At 64.2% G+C, this 18,867-nt stretch carries 21 protein-coding genes; 15 read left to right on the top strand and 6 right to left on the bottom strand.

Annotated elements, in window-relative coordinates; genetic code table 11:
* Nucleotides 1-90: 90 nt before the first annotated feature.
* From ACXAD2_RS05645 to ACXAD2_RS05660, 4 genes are all read left to right on the top strand, one after another.
* The gene (locus ACXAD2_RS05645) at nt 91-1,896 is read left to right on the top strand and encodes a hypothetical protein (protein ID WP_475167958.1); all 1,806 of its coding nucleotides are present in this window, start codon (nt 91-93) and stop codon (nt 1,894-1,896) included.
* A 144-nt stretch (nt 1,897-2,040) separates the two neighbouring features.
* Nucleotides 2,041-3,342, top strand: coding sequence for a flagellar hook protein FlgE (locus tag ACXAD2_RS05650; RefSeq protein ID WP_475167960.1), 1,302 nt, complete (start codon nt 2,041-2,043; stop codon nt 3,340-3,342).
* 23 nt (nt 3,343-3,365) lie between these two features.
* Nucleotides 3,366-4,778: a flagellar hook-associated protein FlgK gene (flgK, locus tag ACXAD2_RS05655; protein ID WP_475167963.1), complete on the top strand. Its 1,413-nt coding sequence runs from the start codon at nt 3,366-3,368 to the stop codon at nt 4,776-4,778.
* A gap of 14 nt (nt 4,779-4,792) precedes the next feature.
* On the top strand, nt 4,793-5,854 hold the full coding sequence (locus tag ACXAD2_RS05660) for a flagellin (protein ID WP_475167964.1): 1,062 nt from the start codon (nt 4,793-4,795) through the stop codon (nt 5,852-5,854).
* Here ACXAD2_RS05660 and ACXAD2_RS05665 read toward each other — a convergent pair.
* Nucleotides 5,819-6,583, bottom strand: coding sequence for a response regulator transcription factor (locus ACXAD2_RS05665; protein WP_475167968.1), 765 nt, complete (start codon nt 6,581-6,583; stop codon nt 5,819-5,821). The two genes, ACXAD2_RS05660 and ACXAD2_RS05665, sit on opposite strands and share 36 nt — an antisense overlap.
* 199 nt (nt 6,584-6,782) lie before the next feature.
* Between ACXAD2_RS05665 and ACXAD2_RS05670 the strand changes: the two genes are divergently transcribed.
* The 7 genes from ACXAD2_RS05670 (at nt 6,783) to ACXAD2_RS05700 (ending at nt 11,488) form a co-directional block, all read left to right on the top strand.
* A complete protein-coding gene (locus ACXAD2_RS05670) occupies nt 6,783-7,895 on the top strand; it encodes a flagellar basal body P-ring protein FlgI (RefSeq protein WP_475167970.1) in 1,113 nt (370 codons plus the stop codon).
* A gap of 12 nt (nt 7,896-7,907) precedes the next feature.
* Nucleotides 7,908-8,228, top strand: coding sequence for a rod-binding protein (locus ACXAD2_RS05675; protein ID WP_235952984.1), 321 nt, complete (start codon nt 7,908-7,910; stop codon nt 8,226-8,228).
* Entirely contained in the window at nt 8,225-8,635 is a 411-nt protein-coding gene (locus tag ACXAD2_RS05680; RefSeq protein WP_475167972.1) for a hypothetical protein, read from the top strand. Before ACXAD2_RS05675 ends, ACXAD2_RS05680 begins: the two co-directional genes overlap by 4 nt.
* 112 nt (nt 8,636-8,747) lie before the next feature.
* Nucleotides 8,748-9,689, top strand: a complete 942-nt coding sequence (locus tag ACXAD2_RS05685; RefSeq protein WP_475167974.1) for a flagellin N-terminal helical domain-containing protein — start codon at nt 8,748-8,750, stop codon at nt 9,687-9,689.
* Between the two features lie 140 nt (nt 9,690-9,829).
* Entirely contained in the window at nt 9,830-10,267 is a 438-nt protein-coding gene (locus ACXAD2_RS05690; protein ID WP_475167976.1) for a flagellar biosynthesis regulator FlaF, read from the top strand.
* 22 nt (nt 10,268-10,289) lie between these two features.
* Nucleotides 10,290-10,670: a flagellar biosynthesis repressor FlbT gene (locus tag ACXAD2_RS05695; RefSeq protein WP_475167977.1), complete on the top strand. Its 381-nt coding sequence runs from the start codon at nt 10,290-10,292 to the stop codon at nt 10,668-10,670.
* Nucleotides 10,667-11,488, top strand: coding sequence for a DUF1217 domain-containing protein (locus tag ACXAD2_RS05700; protein ID WP_475167979.1), 822 nt, complete (start codon nt 10,667-10,669; stop codon nt 11,486-11,488). The genes ACXAD2_RS05695 and ACXAD2_RS05700 overlap by 4 nt, the downstream gene beginning before the upstream one ends.
* 54 nt (nt 11,489-11,542) lie before the next feature.
* Here ACXAD2_RS05700 and ACXAD2_RS05705 read toward each other — a convergent pair whose 3' ends face one another.
* Genes ACXAD2_RS05705 through fliF form a run of 5 tightly spaced genes read right to left on the bottom strand, consistent with a single transcriptional unit; the run spans nt 11,543 to nt 16,172 of the window.
* Entirely contained in the window at nt 11,543-12,592 is a 1,050-nt protein-coding gene (locus ACXAD2_RS05705; protein ID WP_475167981.1) for a flagellar motor switch protein FliG, read from the bottom strand.
* A 21-nt stretch (nt 12,593-12,613) separates the two neighbouring features.
* On the bottom strand, nt 12,614-13,465 hold the full coding sequence (gene fliP, locus ACXAD2_RS05710) for a flagellar type III secretion system pore protein FliP (protein ID WP_475167983.1): 852 nt from the start codon (nt 13,463-13,465) through the stop codon (nt 12,614-12,616).
* On the bottom strand, nt 13,462-13,794 hold the full coding sequence (locus tag ACXAD2_RS05715) for a FliM/FliN family flagellar motor switch protein (RefSeq protein WP_066111163.1): 333 nt from the start codon (nt 13,792-13,794) through the stop codon (nt 13,462-13,464). Before ACXAD2_RS05715 ends, fliP begins: the two co-directional genes overlap by 4 nt.
* A gap of 3 nt (nt 13,795-13,797) precedes the next feature.
* On the bottom strand, nt 13,798-14,466 hold the full coding sequence (locus ACXAD2_RS05720; protein ID WP_475167987.1) for a FliH/SctL family protein: 669 nt from the start codon (nt 14,464-14,466) through the stop codon (nt 13,798-13,800).
* Entirely contained in the window at nt 14,463-16,172 is a 1,710-nt protein-coding gene (gene fliF, locus ACXAD2_RS05725) for a flagellar basal-body MS-ring/collar protein FliF (protein ID WP_475167990.1), read from the bottom strand. The genes ACXAD2_RS05720 and fliF overlap by 4 nt, the downstream gene beginning before the upstream one ends.
* Nucleotides 16,173-16,320: 148 nt before the next feature.
* Between fliF and ACXAD2_RS05730 the strand changes: the two genes are divergently transcribed.
* Genes ACXAD2_RS05730 through ACXAD2_RS05745 form a run of 4 tightly spaced genes read left to right on the top strand, consistent with a single transcriptional unit; the run spans nt 16,321 to nt 18,842 of the window.
* Complete coding sequence (locus ACXAD2_RS05730) at nt 16,321-16,896, top strand: flagellar basal body-associated FliL family protein (protein ID WP_475167993.1); 576 nt, start codon at nt 16,321-16,323, stop codon at nt 16,894-16,896.
* Complete coding sequence (locus ACXAD2_RS05735) at nt 16,893-17,834, top strand: flagellar motor switch protein FliM (protein ID WP_475167995.1); 942 nt, start codon at nt 16,893-16,895, stop codon at nt 17,832-17,834. The genes ACXAD2_RS05730 and ACXAD2_RS05735 overlap by 4 nt, the downstream gene beginning before the upstream one ends.
* Nucleotides 17,818-18,183 carry a flagellar motor switch protein gene (locus tag ACXAD2_RS05740; protein WP_066111174.1) on the top strand — a complete coding sequence of 122 codons (366 nt, stop codon included), beginning with the start codon at nt 17,818-17,820 and terminating at the stop codon, nt 18,181-18,183. The genes ACXAD2_RS05735 and ACXAD2_RS05740 overlap by 17 nt, the downstream gene beginning before the upstream one ends.
* Nucleotides 18,184-18,188: 5 nt before the next feature.
* On the top strand, nt 18,189-18,842 hold the full coding sequence (locus tag ACXAD2_RS05745) for a MotE family protein (RefSeq protein WP_475167997.1): 654 nt from the start codon (nt 18,189-18,191) through the stop codon (nt 18,840-18,842).
* Nucleotides 18,843-18,867 lie beyond the last annotated feature (25 nt).

An 18,867-nucleotide genomic window follows, 5' to 3' on the forward strand; every position in this document is an offset into this window, starting at 1 on the left:
GTTTGCTAAGATAACGCAAGCATAATGATGACCAGACAGGCGTAAGTGGTGAGCTATTCTTGTGCATTCGTGGGGAAACATGCGGCCGTGATGGCCCTGCTTCTTTGCGCCTGCCCGGTGCTCGCCGAGCGGGGCGGGCCCGAGCAGGTCGCGCAGTTCACCCATGCGCTGCTTGCCGAGCCGCGGGTGATCGACCCTCCGGCGCTCTATCTCGGTCGGCGCGCCGAGCAGCCTTTCCTCGAAGAGCGCGCGCGTCTGATGGATGCGGTGATCGCCGCCGGGGACAGTCAGCCGGAGCAGGCCCGCGCCTTGACCGATCTGGCGGAGTTTTTCTTTGCCCATGCGATGTCGCCCGAAGGGCTGTCGGTGCTGCAGGCGGTGGAAGGCGAGGGCGTGCCGCCCGCGCATGAGCTTCGGGCGCGGTCTTTCGAATTGGCGCTGGGGCTGATCGACCCGCGCGACAGGCCGCTCACCGAGCGCGCCGCCACATTGCTCGATCCGGCGCATTCCGGCTGGCCCGATCAGCCGCTGTTCCTTGCCATCTCGCACATTCGCGATGCGGCCTGCGCCGAAGCCGCCCCGCTGCTGCCCGACGCGGTCACGCGGCTGTCGCGTTTCCCGAAGCCCGTGCAGGCGCGCGTTCTGCCGGGCTTTCTGGATTGCGCCATCGAGACCGGGCAATGGCGGCTGGCGCGGGACATCGCCGCCGCTTTCGAGGGCTATCCGGAACTCAAGGGCGGCACCGCCTATCACTTCTTGCTCGGCAAAGTCGCCGAGTTCGCCGACCAGCCGCTTGCCGCTTTCGACAGCTACGCGCAGGCCATCGAGGGGCAGGATATCTGGGCGCATCGCGCGCGCCGCGCGCTGATCACATTGGGGCTGACCAACGACGCGCTGGCCACCACCGAGGCCATTCGTCTGCTGAAGCTCGAAACCGAGATGTGGCGCGGCGATGCGTCGGAGGGCGACACGCTTGATCAGCTCGCCTCGCTGCAGGTGATCGCCGGGCGGGCCACCGACGCCATCGAGAGCTATGGCCTCATCGTCACGCGCCGCCCCGGCAGCGCGCAGGCCACCGCCGCGCAACAAAAGGCGCGGGCGCTGATCGAAGAGCTTTACCGCAAAGGCGCAGAGGGAGAGATCCCGCTCGGTCGCTTCATGGCCGATCACGCGCGCATCGCACGTTACTTCCGTTTCACTCAGAATTTCGCGCTGGCCTCCGAGCAGTTTGCGGACACGTTCCGCAAGGCTGGCGCAACCAAGATAGCCGCCGAAGAATATGCCACCACTCACGACTACCTTACGGCGGCGCAGGACCTGGGCATCACCACCGCAGACGAGGGGCAATTGTCGCGCCTCAAGGTGAAAGAAGCCGAGACCCTGCTGGCGGGCGGCCAGTTCGAGGCCCTCGGGACGCTGCTTTTGCAGCCGATCACCTTGACGGATCCGGATTTGAAGACGCGCTTCGATCTGGTTTCGGCCCGCTATTTCGATGAAACCGGCCAGACCGCCGAACTGCTGGACAGCAGCGGCGGGGCCGGTGAGACGACGCAGATCCTGCGGCTTCAGGCGCTGGCGCATTTCGAGCGCAAGGATTGGCCCGCGGCGGCGGCGGCCTATGAGACGCTGCATGTGCGCGAGGGCAAGGAGATGCCACTGCCCGACGCCATCCGCCTTTTGCTGTCAGAGCACCGCAGCGGGGCCGCGGATCGTGCGGCGGCGCTCGCCAGCGAGTTTCCCAGCCTGACCGAACTGCCCGGCTGGGCCGAGATCGCGCGCGGGCTGACCACCGATGCACCGGCGCTGCTGCCTCTGCGCGAAGACACGGCGCGGGCGCGGATCGACAAGGCGCAGGAGACGCTGGACGTTCTTCCGGACGTCAACAAACTGAACTGACCGCGCCCAGGCAAGGTCAGGCATGATTCAGCGACCTCTCGCTGAATTAACACAAGTAAAGATGATTTTAACCATGGTGAAACCCGCGCCTCCTAAGTGATTGGAGAAGATAGGTTCACCTTCGACCAATGGGGCGAGACGGACATGAGTATTTCCAACGCGATGGCGGCCGGCGTCAGCGGCCTGACGGCAAACTCGAACGCAGTCGAGCGCATCTCGAACAATATCGCGAACGCCGACACCATCGGCTATCGCCGCAGCTTCGCGCAGATGATCACCTCTGGCTCCACCTCGGCCACCGGCGGCACATCCACCGGTGTGGCGACGACGATCACCCATTCCAACAGCACCGAGGGCAGCTACACCGAAACCTCGGTCAGCTCGAACCTCACGGTCAACGGCAGTGGCTTCTTTGTGGTGAACTCGAACATCGAAACCGGCTATACCACAGGCAATGTGTTCACCCGCGACGGCAGCTTCGCACCGGATGAGGATGGCAACCTCGTGAACGGGCAGGGGCTCTATCTGATGGGTTTCGCCTATGACGAGACCGGCAGTTTGGGCACTGTGGACCGCTCGACCTTCTCCGATCTCGAGCCGGTGAACATCGCAAGCCAAGCCATCAACGGCACCGCCACCACCGAGGTGTCGATCAGCGGCACGCTGCCCTCGCAGGAAACCGGCGTCGATGAGCCGGGCGATGCCTTTACCACCTCGGTCGAGTTCTACAACTCGCTGGGTGAGGCCGACCGTCTGACGCTGTCCTTCCAGCCCACCGATGTGGACGACACTTGGGAGGTCACCATTTCGGGCACCGATGGCGACTATGGCACCGTCACCATGAGCTTTAACAACAGCGGCGCGAACGCCGGCTCTCCGTCCGGCTATGCCAACGCCACCTCGTTGGCCACGGCGCCCGCCGCTTTTGCCTTCGACGCGGCCACCGGCGAGATGTCCCTGACCATTAACAATGGCGACACGCCGCAGCAGCTGACGCTGTCGCTGGGCGCGCCGAACGAGTTCGACGGGCTGACCCAGTTCGCGGGCGACTACACGCCGATGACGGTGGAAGCCGATGGCGCGGAAAGCGGCGTGCTGACCAGCGTCGAGTTCGACGAGAACGGCGATGTCTGGGGCCTGTTCGACAACGGCAACCGCAAGGTTCTCTACTCGGTGCCGCTGGCGACCTTCGCCAATGCCGACGGTCTGGCCACTTCGAACAACTCGACCTTCCAGGTGTCGAACGACTCCGGCGCCTTCTACCTCAGCGCCGCGGGCACCGGCGAGACCGGCACGCTGACCTCTGGCGGGGTCGAAGGATCGAACGTCGACATCGCGCAGGAGCTGACCAGCCTGATCCAGCGCCAGCGCGCCTATTCGTCGAACGCCAAGATCATCACCACCGCCGACGAGATGCTGAACGAAACGGTCAACCTCAAACGCTGACGCACGGCAGATAGGATCGCATCATGAGCCTTACCGGGGCCCTCAACGCGGCGCGCAGCGGGATGAGCACCACCTCCCGCTGGGCGCAAACGACCTCGAGCAACATTTCCAACGCCAACAACGCCGCCTATTCCCGGCGCACGACGGTGATGGAAAGCAGCGCGACGGGCGGTGTCACGGTCAGCGAGATCACCCGCGCCGTCAGCAGCTCGCTCGACAGCCAGTATCGCGACGAGGTCTCGCGCACGGGCACGCAGGATGCGATCGCCACCGGCCTCTCGCTCTACACCTCGGAGCTGGGGGATACGGAATCCGACAGCACCCTGCTGACCCGGCTCACCGACCTGCAAAGCTCGCTGTCGCTGGCTGCGGCCACGCCTTCGGACAGCGGGTTGCAGCGCGCTGCGGTGACCGACGCACAGGAGCTGGCGGATCAGCTCAACAGCGCTTCGGAAAAGCTCGGCGAGGCCAGCGACACAGCGCTCGACGCGATCAACACCGACGTCGCGGGCATCAACTCGGCGCTGGCCGATCTGGCCGAGATGAACGCGCAGATCGCCAGCGGCAAGCTGAGCGACAGCCAAGAGCTGGCGCTTGGCGACGAGATGACCGCCAAGCTCGACAGTCTGGCCGAGCAGATGGACTTCACCCTGCGCACCGACTCCAAGGGGCGGGTCGAGATCTTCACCACCGGCGGCACCGCGCTGCTGCAGGGCGAGGTCGCGACCGAGATCAGCTTTGACGCCAGCACTGGCGTGCTCAGCGCGGGCGACGTCGAGATCACGCCGGGCGTCAGCGGCGCACGCGGGATCTCCGAAGGGTCTCTGGCCGGGCAAATCTCGCTCTATAATGACATTATCCCCGAGATGAGCGCGCAGCTCGACGAGGTTGCGCGCGCTCTGATGAGTGTGATGGAAGAGGCCGACGCCTCACTCGGTGCCGGAGATGCAGGCCTGTTCACCGATGCTGGCGATGCCCTTGGCGATCCGGTCGAAGCCGGACTGGCTGGCCGTATCGCGGTCAACAGCGCTGTGCTTCCCGAAGAGGGCGGGGCGCTGTGGCGGCTGCGCGACGGCATGGCCGCAACCACCGAGGGCGAGGCCAATGACGCCACGCAGCTCAATGCCTTCATCTCGGCGCTCGACAGCACGACCAGCTTCGACTCCTCGGTCGGGCTCGATGACAGCGCCACGCTCGCGGGCTACATGTCGTCGCTGATCGCCGGCCAGAACAGCACCCGCGCCAACGCCGAAACGCAGGCCGAATCCTATGCTGCGGGCGCCCTGACGGTGCAGGAAACGCGCCTTGGTTTCATGGGCGTCAACGTCGATGACGAGTTGCAGCAGCTGGTCACCATCGAACAGGCCTATGCGGCGAACGCTCAGGTCATGAGCACGGTGCTGAGCATGCTCGACACCCTGATCGAATCCTTCTGATCCCGGAGCCCGCCATGATCTATCTCAGCACCGGTCCTTCGACGCTCTACTCCAGCCTGCTGCGCCGCAATCAGGCCGCCGAGCTCAACAACGATTTAGCGCGCGCCGAGCAGGAGCTTTCCACCGGCTACAAGTCGGACATCTACAAGTCGCTCGGGGTCAGCGCCGCAGAGGCGCTCAACCTCAATTCGCAGATCGACAAGGATGAGGCGCAAACCTCGGTGAACACCGTGATGATCTCGCGTCTGGACATGACCAGCCAGTCGCTGAACTCGATGCGCGAGACGGTGCAAGAGGTGCTCGATCTTGCCGTGAGCAGCGTCGACAGCCAGTCGGGCACCGCCACCGGGCTGCAGACCGCAGCCAAGGGCGCGCTGGTCTCGCTGATCGCGCAGGCCTCGCAGACCTACGCCGGGCAGCCGCTCTTTTCGGGCACATCGGGCACCGCAGCGGCGCTGCAGGAATGGAGCGCCGCGCAGGACGACACTGGTCTTTCGCCGGAAGCGGTGTTCGAAGGCATTCTCTCGGGCGGCCTGACGTCGGTCGCGGATGTCGATGCGGCGCTGGCCCAGTTCGACGCGATCTTCTCCGACAGCGCCGCCGATGCGGACACCAATTTCCAGTCGCTGATCTACAATGGCTCGGTCGGTAACGACCAGGCAAGCACCTCGATCGGCGATGGCATCAGCATCACTTACGGCGTTCAGGCCAATGACGACGCCTTCCGCGAGGTGATCAAGGGATTGGCGATGCTGGCCACGATGGATCCCGCCGACATTGAGGATGATGCGGCCTATGGCGCGTGGATGACCGAGGCGGTCAGCACGCTTGGCTCGGGCGTCAGCGGCCTGCTGGAGAGCGAAACCATGGTTTCGTCCTCCTCGGCCCGGATCGAAGCGCAGAACGAGCGCATCGCCGACCGCGCGACCCTATATAAGAGCCGCCTTCTGGAGCTTGATGGTGTGGATGCCTATGAGGCGGCGAGCAATGTGACGATGCTGCAGACCCAGCTTGAGGCCAGCTACACCGTCACCGCGCGCCTATCCCAGCTGAGCTTTCTGAATTACATGCCCTGATGCGGCGAGGCTGAGGCGGGGGCCCTCGACCTCCCGCACGCTCTCGGCACCCGGAGCCAGCTTGTAGCCGCGGCCGCGGATCGTGCGGATATGCGGATCGCCCGAGGGCGACATCTCTTCGATCTTCTTGCGGATCCGGCAGATGTAGACATCGATCACCTTGTCGAAAGGCTGATCCTCGGACATGCCATAGACCGCATCATAGATCACCGCCTTCGAAACGACGCGCGGCGCTGCAAGCGCGATCTGTTGGAAGATCGCCAGTTCGCGCTGCGACAGGCGCATCGGGGTGCCCGCCACATCCGGGTCGCGGCCATCAAAATGCGCAGTGATGTCACCGATCTGTACCGAGCCCGCAGCATGGCCATGAAAGCGACGGGTGATCGCATTGACCCGCGAGCGCAGCTCGGGGCCGGTCAGCGGCCCAACGATATCGTCATCCGCGCCCGCATCCAGCGCTTCCATCGCCGCCTCGGGGTCGCGCTGGTCGCGCAGCACGAGGATGGGATTGCGGCAGCCGGATTTGCGCAGCCGGTAGATGTGCTCGACGGTGCGCGGCTGCTCTGACAGCAGAACCGGCCGGTCGGCGTAACCGTCGGTGCTGAGCAGGTCGAGTTCTCGCTCGAAGAAATCGTCACTCACGGCCACCGTCTGCCAATGCGCGGCATCAAGCTCGGACAGCAGCCCGCGGAAGGAATTCGAACGTGGCTCGTAAAGATAGATATGCACACTGCTCTCCCGGTGGGCGGCGGTCACTTATTATCCATGATCGGATGCACAGATCATGCTAAGAAATTCTCGGCTGGTCAAGCAATACACAAGGATAGCATGATTAGTTTAGAAAATAGCGTTGAAGAATTAGCTGTTCCGATGTTTAATTCTTGATATACCGGTCTTCGCAGCCCGCTTCACAGCCGCAGGGAGTTCCATGCGTATCGCAGCCTGTCTTGGCGCCGCCCTCATGGCGCTCTTTGCCGCGCTTCCCGCGGCGTCCGATGTCCGCATCAAGGATATCGCGACCTTCGAGGGCGTGCGGGAAAACCAATTGGTCGGTTACGGGCTCGTGGTCGGCCTCAACGGCACGGGCGACAGCCTGCGCAACAGCCCGTTCACCGAAAAGAGCATCGAGGCGATGCTGGAGCGTTTGGGCGTTGGCAATATGTCGGACGATCAGATCAAGACCAGCAACACCGCCGCCGTCATGGTCACCGCGATGTTGCCGCCCTTCGCCCGCCTTGGCTCGCCGATCGACGTGGTGGTCTCGTCCCTGGGCGACGCCTCCTCGCTGCGCGGCGGCACGCTGATCGTCACCCCGCTCACCGGCGCGGATGGCGAGGTCTACGCGGTGGCGCAAGGGCCGATCGCAGTCGCTGGCTACGCGGCGCAGGGCATGGCCGCCTCTGTTGTCGAAGGCGTGCCGACGGTCGCACGGATCGAGAATGGCGCGACGGTGGAAAACGAGATCGAATTCTCGCTGGCGACGCTGGATTCGGTGCGCCTCGCGCTGCGCAATCCCGATTTCACCACCGCCACGCGCATGGCCGATGCGATCAACAAGCGCATGGGCAGCAACACCGCCACGGCGCTGGATCCCGGAACGGTCGAGGTGGCGCTGCATGGCGCGGGCAAGGGCGACGTCGCGGGGATCCTGTCGGACGTCGAGAACATCCGCGTCGATCCCGATGCCATCGCCAAAGTGGTGATCGACGCGCGCTCGGGCACCATCGTCATCGGCGAGGACGTGCGGATCGACCGTGTCGCGGTCAGTCAGGGCGGGCTGACGGTGATGGTGCGCGAAGACCCGGAGGTCAGCCAGCCCGACCCGATCACTATCGGCGGCACCACCGTCGTCGTGCCCCGCACAACCGTGGGCGTTGATGAACAGGAAGCGCATTTCACCATTCTCGAAGGCGCCGACGTCAGCCTTCAGCGGCTCGTTGACGCGCTCAATGCCATTGGCCTCACCGCCACGCAGACGATCTCGATCCTGCAGGCGATCAAGGCCGCGGGCGCGCTGCATGCCGATCTGGAAATCATCTAGGGGAGGGACCCAATGGACGTGAAGACATCCATGGCCGCATTGCAGGTCACCGGCGCGCAGATCGCGCAGCCCGGCGCCATCGCGCCGGACGCTCCGGCCAGCGCCGCCAAGGAATTCGAGGCGATGTTCCTCACCGAGATGGTCGATGAAATGCTCAAAGAGGTCGATCTGGGCGACTTCGGCGGCGGCAAGGCCGAAGAGCAATGGCGCTATTTTCTCGCCGAAGCCTTTGGCAAGGAACTGGCCGAACAGGGCGGTGCTGGCATTGCGCGCAACCTTGAGCAGGCGATGGCCGCCTATGACGCAACCGCCCGCCGTGGAGGCACCACATGACCGAGATGACCCCCGCCCGCGCCACCGCGCTCGTTGACCGGCTGGCTCGGCTGCTGCGCGACGAGATCGCCGCCATCGGCAAGGGTGAACTAGCCCGGGTCGAGGAACTCTTTCCGCGCAAGCAGGAGCTTCTGGCAGAGATCGAAACCGTCTTCGCCGATCCCGAGGCGCTTCTGGAAGGCGAAGATGCGGCCTCGGTCAAGCTGCGCGCGCGCCTTTCGGATCTGCGCAAACTGATTCACAGCGACCTGTCGCTGCTGCAGCGCATGACCGAAGCGACCGGCGCCGTGGCCCGCGAGATCGATCGGATCCGCGAACGCCAAAGTCTGCGCGGTGTTTATGGCAGGGATGGCTCGAAAAAGCCACAATGCGTTACCCAGACGCAACGCTACGACCACTCGGTGTAGCGTTAACTTTGCTTTAACTCCTTGCTCCAATCTCACGTGATACGGTGACCGCACGGCAGGACCGTTTTCGCCAGAAAGGCGAAGAACAACGATAGAAATCGGAGCAGATACAATGTCTTCCATCAATACCAACACAAGCGCGATGAACGCGCTGTCGACGCTGCGCAGCATCAACAAGGACCTCGAGTTGACCCAAAGCCGCATCTCGACCGGCCTCAAGGTCGAGTCGGGCAAAGACAACGCTGCCTACTTTTCGATCTCCGAGACCATGGAGGGCGACAGCTCGTCCTACTCGTCGATCAACGAAGGTCTGACCCTGACCAAGAACTCGATCGCAACCGCGCGCCTTGGCGCCGAAACGATCCAGGATCTGGCGCAGGACTTCCTCGACAAGATCTCCTTCGCGCAGGGCGCCGAAGGCGGCCAGACCGAGATCGAGAACGATCTCAACGAGCTGGTCAAGCAGATGGAAACCACGCTCAGCCAGTCGACCTTCAACGGCGACGACATGCTGGCCGCTGGCGACTATGGCACAGCCAACATCTCCGGTGCTGGCGTCGTGTCCACGACCGGTGTTCTGACCTTGGGCACCAACAGCAACTCGGCAGCAGGCGCTACGCGTGATGTCGTCACCGGCATCAGCCGTGCCGGCGGCACTTTCGGCACCACGTCGATCGAGGTGTCCGAGCATGACCTCGCAGTCCTCGTTGATGGCTTCAAGCAGCTGGCCACCGGCTTCGCAGCAGCCGCCGACAACTCGGCAAGTGGCGCGGCCTTCCTTGCTGGCGCTCTGTCCTCGGCAGAAAGCGTGCTGGGTCTGACCACCGATATCGCAACCAAGCTTGGCCAGTCCGAGCAGTCGATCGAGAACCAGCAGGAATTCCTGACGGCGGTTGTCGACAACATCGACAGCGGCATCGGCGCGATGATCGACGCGGACATGGAAGAGGAAGCGGCACGGCTTCAGGCTCTGCAGGTTCAGCAACAGCTGGCCACGCAGTCGCTGTCGATCGCCAACTCCTCGCCGCAGAATATTCTGTCGCTGTTCCAGTAATTTCTCTGGAAGTGACACAACTTCTGATGGCATAATGAGGGGGCGCCACAGGCGCCCCCTTTCCGTCGGAGCATCGGACAAACCGGGCCCGGCTTACAGGTCACCCCGCAGATCGTCGGGGGAGCAAAGGCAGGAACGGAATGAGCATCTCCGCATACAAACGCACGATCCGCGAAAGCGAGTCGCCGCGCCAGATCGAGGCCCGCGTTTTTGCGCGCATCACCGGCGCCATGGAACTGCACCGCGACAGTTGGTCCAGCGCAAATGACCGATCCGCGCGTCACGCCATCCTCGCCGATGGCCTGCGCGAGGCGGTCGTCCAGAACCGCAAACTCTGGGGTCAGTTGCGCGACGATCTGTCCAGCAACCGCAACGCGCTGCCCGAGGCGCTGCGCGCGAACCTTCTGTCGATCTCGCTCTGGGCCGACCGCACCTGCGGCGCGGTGATCGGAGGTGGCGAGGGGCTCGCAGCACTGATAGACGTGAACCACAGTATTCTTGCCGGGCTCTCTGCCGCGCGTCCGGCCGTGTCAGGGGTGGATCAAGATGGCGCTCAACCTTACGCTAAAACCGTATGAACGGATTGTCGTAAACGGCTGCATGATGCGGAACGGCGGGCGCAAGAGCACGCTGACCATCGAAAACCGCGCCGACATTATCCGCGAGACCGACCTTCTGAAACCGGAGGCCGCCGCCACCCCGGTGCGCGCCGCCTATTTCCTCATCCAGAGCGCGCTGATCTATCCCGAACGCCGCGACAAGCTGGCCAGTGCCGCGCAGCAGCAGCTGGCCAAACTGGCCACGGCCTTTGGCACCGAGCTGCGCAGCCATGTGTTCGAAGCCGCCAACAACGTCAGCCAGAGCGAATACTTCGCCGCCCTGCGCCAGCTCCGCCCCCTGATCAAACGCGAAGACGAAGTGCTCGGCCCGCCGCCCGGCGAAGACGCTTCGGTCGGTGATCAAACGAGGATCTCCACATGATTTCGGTTTACGGCCTGTCCACCAGCCTTGCCCTCCGCATCATCGACAAGACGGAAGACAAGGAAAAGGAGATGATCGAGAGCGAGGCGGAACATCAGCGCGCGATCGAATACTTCATGGAAAACATCGAGAACGTCGAAACCGTCGACGATCTGATGGACGATTACAAACTCTATAGCTTCGTCATGAAAGCCTATGACCTCGAGGATCAGATCTTCGGCAAGGCAATGATGGAGAAGGTTCTCAAGAGCAACATCGAAGAGGATGACGCGCTGGTGAACCGGCTTAGCGACGACCGCTTCGAGACCTTCTACAACGCCATGGGCTTCAGCGAAGACGGCATGGCGAACCTCAACACCGTCGACGACGACTGGAAGGCGACCATCGTCGCGGCCTATGTGGACACCACCTATGTGAACTCGAAGGCAGAGGACAATGAGGCGCTTGGCACGCTGCTGGAGTTCCGCCGCAAGGCGGCAGAGGTGACCAGCGCCTATGAGATCCTTGCCGATGAGGATATGGCCGAATTTGTGCGCACAGCGCTTGGCCTGCCCGACGAGATCGCCAGCGGTGACATCGACAAACAGGCGGCGCTGATCGCGCGGCGCATCGACATCGACCGGCTGGGCGATGAGGATTACGTGGAAAGCCTCGTGCAGAAATACGTGGCGATCAGCGATGCCAACGCCGACCTGAGCTCGACCAACGCAGCGGTTCAGCTGATGAGCAGCACCATAAGCAACAGCTCGGGCAGCTTCGTGCCGGTGACCATCGACATCGAAAGCATCCAAGGGTTCAGCGGTTACAAACTGCGCTGACGCAAACCCGGGCCCAGCGGTGGGCCCAGGTCTGCCCCTTAGGACTGATCCGGATCAGTAAACCTCGTCTTCGTCGTCGCCGAGCGGCAGGCGGATTTGATCCTCGTCCGCCAGTTGGCGCGCATAGTCGAGCATCAGGGTCTGCGCCGCGTTCACGTCGCGGCGGCGCACCGGGCCCATGCCCTCCATCTCTTCGACCAGCATATCCCGCGAGCGCCCCGGCAGGGCGTTGAGGAAGGCGTCGCGCGCATCCTGACTGGCCCCGCGCAGCGCGGTGGGCAGCGTGTTGCCGGGCACGCCGCGCATGATCCGCGCAAGGTCCATCGGTTCGAGCTTCACGAGGTCTTCGAAGGTGAACATCTTGGCCTTGATGGCCATGAACGCATCGGGGATCGTGGCCTCCAGCGCGGGCGCCATTGCATCGAAGGCCCCCCGGTCGAGCTTGTTGAACAGATCGGCCATCCGCTGGTGCTGCTCGGTCGCGGTGGGCTGCGCACCGGCGTTGATGATGTCGCTCTGCAGCAACTCCTCGATCTGCCGCATCATGTGGTGCGGCACCGCCTCCATGCGGATCATCCGCTCGACCACGGAGTTCATCTTTTCCGGCCCAAGGAGCGGCAGCACCTTGGCGGTCACATCCGTGCGCACATTGGTCAGGATCGCCGCCACGGTCTGTTCGTGCTCGCCCTTGAGGTAGTTGGCGATGACATTCTCGGACAGCCCGCTGAAGCGCGCCCAGAGATCCCGCTCCTTGAGCGGGCCACGGATGTCCTTGAGGATGCCCTCGACCTGATCGCCGGGCAGCAGCGAGCGAAGCAGGTTCTCGGCCACCGCGAAGGAGCCGACGACCCCGCCGCCGTTGGTCATCCCCTCGACGAAATCGCTCAGCACCTGCTCGACCGTCTCGGAAGAGATCGAGCCAAGGCCCGACATGGCACGGGTCACGCGCTGGATCTCGTCGTCGTCGAGCTGCTGCATCAGGGCAGAGCCGCGTTTTTCGCCCAGACAAAGGAACAGGATCGCGGCCTTCTGCGGGCCCGACAGCTTGCGCCGCGTCGGGGCAGGGTCGGAGGTGGTGGTGCGTTGAACGTTCGCAGCAGCCATCAGGAGGCTCCAATCATAGGTTTATCCCCCACCAGCGAGGGGCAAATAACTTTCCATCAAACTTCCGGCCAGCATGTACCAGCCGTCGATCAGCACGAAGAAGATCACCTTGAACGGCAGCGAGATCAGCACCGGCGGCAGCATCATCATGCCCGCGCTCATCAGCACAGAGGCGACGATCAGGTCAATCACCAGAAACGGCAGGTAGATCAGAAAGCCGATCGAGAAGGCACGCCGCAGTTCAGAGATCATGAAAGAGGGCACAAGTTCGCGCCAGCCGACCGCTTCGGGGGTTGCGGGCACCGGACCTGGCTCCACCGCTGCGCCACCCGCGTCGCTGCGCGCGGCGTAGTCATGAAACAGCGCCAGATCCTTCTCGCGCGTGTTGACGTACATGAAGGTCTTGAAGGGCGCGCCGATCCGCTCCAGCGCCTGCTCTTCGGTGATCGAGTTTTCCATCAGCGGCCGCACGCCGCCGTCCCACGCGTCCTCGAACACCGGCTGCATGACAAAGAAGGTCATGAACAGCGCCATGGCGGTCAGCACCATGTTGGGCGGCGTCTGGTTGAGACCGAGTGCCGAGCGCAGCATGGAAAAGACGATCACGAAGCGGGTGAAGCTGGTCATGATCACCAGAAGGCCCGGCGCCAGCGACAGCACGGTCATCGCCGCGATCAGCTGGATGATCCGTCCCGACAGCGTTGCCCGCTCGTCCGAGCCCGCCGGGGCGGAACTCAGCGCATCCCCGATCGCGCCCAGAAGGTCCGAGCCAGCCGATTGCGCGTGCACAGAGCCCGCAGCCGCAAGAAACAGCCCCGCCGCCAGAAGCAGGCAGGTCAGCACCGTTCCAAGCTGGCCGCATCGCTGGGTCATTCTTCGGACACGTAATCCTTGACGATCTCGATCAGCGAGACCCCAAGCCGGTCGTCCGGCAGCCGCACCAGATCACCGCGCGCCACGAGGCGCTCGTTGATCATCACCTCGACCGGCTGACCGATGCTCTTGTCGAGCTCGATGATCGAGCCACGGCTGAGCTTGAGCAGCTGCGCGATCGGCATCCGGGTCTGGCCGAGCACGATCTGCACATTCAGCCCGACGTTGAGCATCGCGTCGATGCCCTGACTGTCCGGCTTGCCCGGCGCGGGTTTGGGCGCTGCCTCGGCGCCGATCTCTTCCTGCTTGGTCTCTGCCTCGTCAGCCATCTCTTATTCTCCTGCCTGATCCTGCCCGATGGCGGCGTCGATCCGCGCCTTGCTGTCCTCGAGCGCGCCGAGGATCCGCTGACAGATGTCGTTGAAACTGTAGCTCATCACGCCGTGGTCCCATTCCGCCCGCACGTCACCGGCGGCGAGGGAGGGATCGGATTTCACTTCCAGACGCCCGCCAAAGCCCGACTGCCGGGCGATCCGATGCACCTCGGCGCTGGCGCGTTCCGTAGCCTCGGGGGCGAACCACAGCTTCAGTTCCGCCGCGCCAAGCGCCATGCGCACCGCGCTGCGGGCTTCCTGCGTGGCCTCCGCCTCAGACAGCGCCGCGCTGGCCGCCGGGGCCACCTGCCGCAGCACCGACAGGGCAAAGCCAACCATCTGCGCTTCGAGCACGGCGTGATGCGCGTCGGCATCGGCATAGAGCGCCTGCAGCGCCGGAGCGACCGCCTCAAGCGCGCTCACCTGACGGGCGCTGGCGCTTTGCTGCGCTGCCTGAGAGGCTTCGTCGCGGCCCTGCGACAGCCCGGCCTCAAGTCCTTCGGCATGGGCCTTGGCCACCGCCGCGTCGAATTCGTCGCGGGTGTAGATCGCCCCGGCGCGGACCTGCTGGCCGCGCGCGGCGGCTTCTGCCTCGGCATCGAAATTGCGGTCGAAGATGAAGCTCATGTCGCGGACCCTTCTGCCAGCCAGCTCTTCACCACTTTGATGGCGTCTTCGGGCTCACGTTCGATCAGCTCACCCACGGTGTTGATCCAGCCGCGCTGCACGCCGCCCTGCACCGAGGCCACGGCCACCATCTCGTCGGACCCGTCGGGCAGCGGGTCGAGCACGGTGCCGCTGTGATAGACCGTCTCGTCACGATTGCCGCCCTGTTGCGCCGAATGAATGTGGGTGACGTTGTTCTGACCGGCCTGCCCCTGAGCGCCCTGAGCGCCCGGCAGGGCCGGGGCGGCGGCAGGGGCCGGAAGGCCGCCAGCGGCCTCGCCTTCACCCTCGTTGGCGACCATCAGACGGTTCAGCGCCGGACGCACCCCGAGGATCAGCACGGCGGCCACAAGCGCCAGCGCGAAGAGCCCGCGCAGGATGGTGCCGATGTTCTCGGACAGGATCTGCGTGAAGCTGCGCGAAACCGGCTCCCCCACATCCATCGAGTAATCCATGAAGCGCAGGCTCACCACCTCGATGCTGTCGCCGCGCGCCTCGTCAAAGCCCATGGCGCTTTGCACAAGGGCTTCCAGCCGGTCCAGTTCCTCGGCGCTGCGCTCTTCGTATTCCACCGACCCGTCGGGCTGCACATTGTAGATGCCGTTGACCAGCACCGCGACCGACATGCGCTCGACGTCACCGGGTTCGCGCACGGTCTCGACCTGCTTGCCGCCGATCTCGTAGTTGACGATCTCGTTGTTGGTGTTCGAACTGTTGGTGTTGCCGCCGGGCACCGCGTCGGCCAGAGCGGCGGGCACGTCATCGGCGACACCGACCTCACCGCCCGCGGCGCGCTGGTCCTGCGTCACCTCCTCGCGGGTCTCGGTCGAGCGCACCACCCGCTGATCGGGATCGTAGCTCTGCTCGCGCACGACCTGCCGTTCGCTGGTGAGATCGACGCTGACGGTGACCCGCGCGTTGCCCGCGCCGACCCGGGCCGAGAGGATTTGATTGATGCGCTGGCTCAGCCGGTCTTCGATCTGCGCCCGCGCCGATTGCAGCGACGCCTCGCTGCCCGCCTCGCCATCATCCGCAAGGATTGTCTCGCCCGACGCCGAGAGCACGGTGACCTGCGCCGGGGCGAGATCGGGCACGGCGGACGCAACCAAAGAGCGAATCGCATGGGCTTGCTTCATACCGATCTGCCGCGAGCCGCGCACGATCACCGAGGCCGACGGCGTGGGGCGCTCGCGGGTGAAGGGCTCGCGTTCCGGCAGCACGAGGTGAACCCGCGCGGCCTCGACCCCGTCGATGGTCTGGATCGAGCGGGCCAGTTCGCCCTCCATCGCACGCATCCGGTTCACACGCTGCATGAAACTGTTCATGCCGAGCCCGCTCTGCTCGTCGAAGAGCTCCCAGCCCGGTGTGCCCTCGCTGGGCAGGCCAAGCGAGGCAAGCTCCATACGGGCGCGCGCCATTTCTTCGGCGGGTACGCTGACGGCGGTGCCTGCGGTGTCGGTGCGGCTGCGGATGCCTGCGGCGTCGAGTGAGTTGACGATGCGGGCCGCATCCGCCGGATTGAGATCGCGGTAAAGCGAGACATAGTCGGGCGTGGTCACCACCGACAGGCCGAAAAACAAAGCAACAACAAGCGCTAGGCCCGTTCCGCCCAGCACCGACAGGCGCTTCCAGCCCAGCGATTTCAGATTTTCCAGTAGCGCCTGCACGTGTCTCGTTGTCCTGCCCTGTCACCCACAGCAAGAATAAACACAACTGTTCTTGATCATCAAGAACTATACCGGAGGTTCTGCTTGCTTAACGCGAAGAACCGGCCCATAATATTACAAGATTAACCACCACTGCCGATGACGGTTCATGGCTGACGCGACAACAACGGAAAATGGGGCCAGCGGCGGTTCCAAAAAGGGCAAGCTCATCATCGGGCTCGCCGTTGCGCTTGCCTGCACGCTGGCCCTGCTGATCGGCCTTCTGGCCTCGGCCGGTCCGGGGCAGCTGATGTCGCTGATCACCGGAGAGCCCCCCGCCGCCGCTCCTGACGCGGCACATGGCGGCCCCGACGGCCATGGCGCGCCGCAGGGCCCCGGCGCGCAGAGCGTCAGCACCGATGAGCATATCGTCGTGCTGCCGTTTCAAGAGATCATCGTCAACATCACCGCGACCACGGCCACCGGGCGGCAGACCACGCGGTTCCTGAAGCTCAACCTCGCCGTGGTCTACGATACCCGCATCGCAGGCTCCGAGAAGATCGAGGGCCGCCAACTCTTTATGCGCGACAGCTTTCAGGACTATCTGCGGCAGCTCAACGAAAGCGATCTGCAGGGCTCGATCGGGCTGGCGAAGCTGAAAGCCGAGCTGCTGCGCCGGGCGCGGGCGATCACCGGTAGCGACGCACCGCAGGAATTCCTCATCGCGGATCTCATCATTCAATGACCGAGCACAGCGAAATCACCATCGACACACGGGCGGTCGAAGAACTGATCGTCGAGCGCGCGAAACGCTCTTACACCCGGCTGCCCATGCTCGAGGTGGTCTTTGACCGCTTTGCCCTGTCGCTGGCGCAGGTGTTGAAAAGCTACCTCGGTGCGATGGTCGATGTGACGCTCAAACAGGTCGACTATCTGACCTGCCAGGACGCCATCGACGCGTTGCCCGACCCCTCGCTCATCGCCGTCACCGAGGCCCTTGAATGGAACGGCACGATCGCCGCGGTCATGCGCCCCGATCTGCTCTATTCGGTTCTAGAGATTACCTTCGGCGGACGCACCGTGCCGGAAAGCCCGCGCAGCGCCCGCAGTTTCACCGGGATCGAAAAGCGCGTCGGGAAGAGTTTTTGCGAAGAGACGCTCAGTGAACTCTCGTCGGCCTTCGAGAAGGTCACGCCGGTGAAGTTCGAGGTCAGCCACCTCGAGACCAACCCCAAGGCGCTGCTTCTGGCGCCGCCGACCAGTTCCTGCGCGCGCGCGGTGCTCAGCCTCAACATCGAGGACCGGGTGAGCGAGATGGTCTTCCTGCTGCCCAACACCGCCTTCGACAGCGTCGGCGACGTGCTGTCGCAGAACTTCACCGGGGGCCAGCTTGGCGGCGACACGGGCTGGCGCCTGAAGCTCACCGAGAAGCTGGGCACCACGGCGATCCCGGTCTCGGCGGTGCTGGGGCAGGCGGTGATACCGCTGCGCGACGTGCTGTCATGGATGCCGGGGCAGGTGCTCGATCTGGGCATGCAGGTGGATGATCCGGTCACCATTTCGGTGATCGGCAAGGATATCGCGAAGGCCGAAGTGGGGCGCCGGAAGAACGGCAAGATCGCCCTCAAAGTTTCAGATAAATTGTACGAAGAAGAGGAATTGCCAGATGTCCTTCTTGATTGACATTGCCATTCTGGTGCTGCTCGTCGGAACGCTCACCTATGCGTGGGTCGTTGACCGCCGGGTGCGGGTGCTGATGGCGGCGCTCAAGGACCTCGAGCCGATGATCGGCAGTTTCTCTGCGGCGGTGGACAAATCCGAAAGCACGGTCACCGCCCTGCGCAGCGCGGGCGAGCAGGTCGCCGACCAGCGCGCGCGCCGCCAGCGTGAACCCGAGGTGTCCCGCGACGAGGCGCCCTCGTTCCGCACCACCCGCGAGCGGCCGTCGCGGCCCAATGGCACGGCGTCTGTGTCTGGCAAATCCGAACTGGTGCGCGGGTTCTTCGAAACCGTGCGCAACCGCGAGGCCTGATGCCAATGCGACCGATTTCCTTCGTCATGATCGGCCTTGCGGTCGCGGTGGTCTCGAAGATCGCCCTGACGCTGGCCGAACAGCCGAAACTCGCGCTGCTCACTGACACGCCGCCCAAACCCGAGCAGACGCTCTTTGTCGGTGCAGCCGCCGCCGCGGCCAGCGAAGAGCCGGAACCCGCCGCCAAACCCAAGGTCAGTGCCGCCAGCGACGCGCCGCTGCAATGCGAAGACGGCCCCGAGGAACTGCTGGCCGAGATCCGCGACGAACGTGCGCTTCTGGTCTCCCAGAAAGAGCGCAACGACGCCCGCGAAGCCGAGCTCGATCTCGCATCCGAGACGCTGGAGGTCGAACAGCAGCGGCTGGCCGATCTGAAGGTCGAACTCGATGGTCTGCTGGAGAAGGTGAAGGCCGCGCATACCTCGGATGTGGACCGGCTGGTGGCGCTCTACCGGAACATGAAGCCCAAGGATGCGGCGGTGATCATGGACGATCTCGACATCGAGGTTTCGGTCATGGTGCTGGGCACGATGAACGAGCGCGACGCCGCGCCGATCCTTGCCGCGCTGAACCCGGTTCGGGCGCGGGCGATCTCGCAGATCATTCTCGAACGCTCGAAACTGCCGGGCGACCAGCGGCTCGACGACATCAAACTCTGAACGGGTTTCCCTCGTGAAAAGCGCC

This window comes from Salipiger sp. ABN3_019 (genome assembly GCF_056158605.1).

Excerpts from the sequence above, each read along its gene's own strand:
- ACXAD2_RS05645 (WP_475167958.1), top strand. The coding sequence starts at position 91 with ATGGCCCTGCTTCTTTGCGCCTGCCCGGTGCTCGCCGAGCGGGGCGGG.
- ACXAD2_RS05650 (WP_475167960.1), top strand. The coding sequence starts at position 2,041 with ATGAGTATTTCCAACGCGATGGCGGCCGGCGTCAGCGGCCTGACGGCA.
- flgK (WP_475167963.1), top strand. The coding sequence starts at position 3,366 with ATGAGCCTTACCGGGGCCCTCAACGCGGCGCGCAGCGGGATGAGCACC.
- ACXAD2_RS05660 (WP_475167964.1), top strand. The coding sequence starts at position 4,793 with ATGATCTATCTCAGCACCGGTCCTTCGACGCTCTACTCCAGCCTGCTG.
- ACXAD2_RS05670 (WP_475167970.1), top strand. The coding sequence starts at position 6,783 with ATGCGTATCGCAGCCTGTCTTGGCGCCGCCCTCATGGCGCTCTTTGCC.
- ACXAD2_RS05675 (WP_235952984.1), top strand. The coding sequence starts at position 7,908 with ATGGACGTGAAGACATCCATGGCCGCATTGCAGGTCACCGGCGCGCAG.
- ACXAD2_RS05680 (WP_475167972.1), top strand. The coding sequence starts at position 8,225 with ATGACCGAGATGACCCCCGCCCGCGCCACCGCGCTCGTTGACCGGCTG.
- ACXAD2_RS05685 (WP_475167974.1), top strand. The coding sequence starts at position 8,748 with ATGTCTTCCATCAATACCAACACAAGCGCGATGAACGCGCTGTCGACG.
- ACXAD2_RS05690 (WP_475167976.1), top strand. The coding sequence starts at position 9,830 with ATGAGCATCTCCGCATACAAACGCACGATCCGCGAAAGCGAGTCGCCG.
- ACXAD2_RS05695 (WP_475167977.1), top strand. The coding sequence starts at position 10,290 with ATGATGCGGAACGGCGGGCGCAAGAGCACGCTGACCATCGAAAACCGC.
- ACXAD2_RS05700 (WP_475167979.1), top strand. The coding sequence starts at position 10,667 with ATGATTTCGGTTTACGGCCTGTCCACCAGCCTTGCCCTCCGCATCATC.
- ACXAD2_RS05705 (WP_475167981.1), bottom strand. The coding sequence starts at position 12,592 with ATGGCTGCTGCGAACGTTCAACGCACCACCACCTCCGACCCTGCCCCG.
- fliP (WP_475167983.1), bottom strand. The coding sequence starts at position 13,465 with ATGACCCAGCGATGCGGCCAGCTTGGAACGGTGCTGACCTGCCTGCTT.
- ACXAD2_RS05715 (WP_066111163.1), bottom strand. The coding sequence starts at position 13,794 with ATGGCTGACGAGGCAGAGACCAAGCAGGAAGAGATCGGCGCCGAGGCA.
- ACXAD2_RS05720 (WP_475167987.1), bottom strand. The coding sequence starts at position 14,466 with ATGAGCTTCATCTTCGACCGCAATTTCGATGCCGAGGCAGAAGCCGCC.
- ACXAD2_RS05730 (WP_475167993.1), top strand. The coding sequence starts at position 16,321 with ATGGCTGACGCGACAACAACGGAAAATGGGGCCAGCGGCGGTTCCAAA.
- ACXAD2_RS05735 (WP_475167995.1), top strand. The coding sequence starts at position 16,893 with ATGACCGAGCACAGCGAAATCACCATCGACACACGGGCGGTCGAAGAA.
- ACXAD2_RS05740 (WP_066111174.1), top strand. The coding sequence starts at position 17,818 with ATGTCCTTCTTGATTGACATTGCCATTCTGGTGCTGCTCGTCGGAACG.
- ACXAD2_RS05745 (WP_475167997.1), top strand. The coding sequence starts at position 18,189 with ATGCGACCGATTTCCTTCGTCATGATCGGCCTTGCGGTCGCGGTGGTC.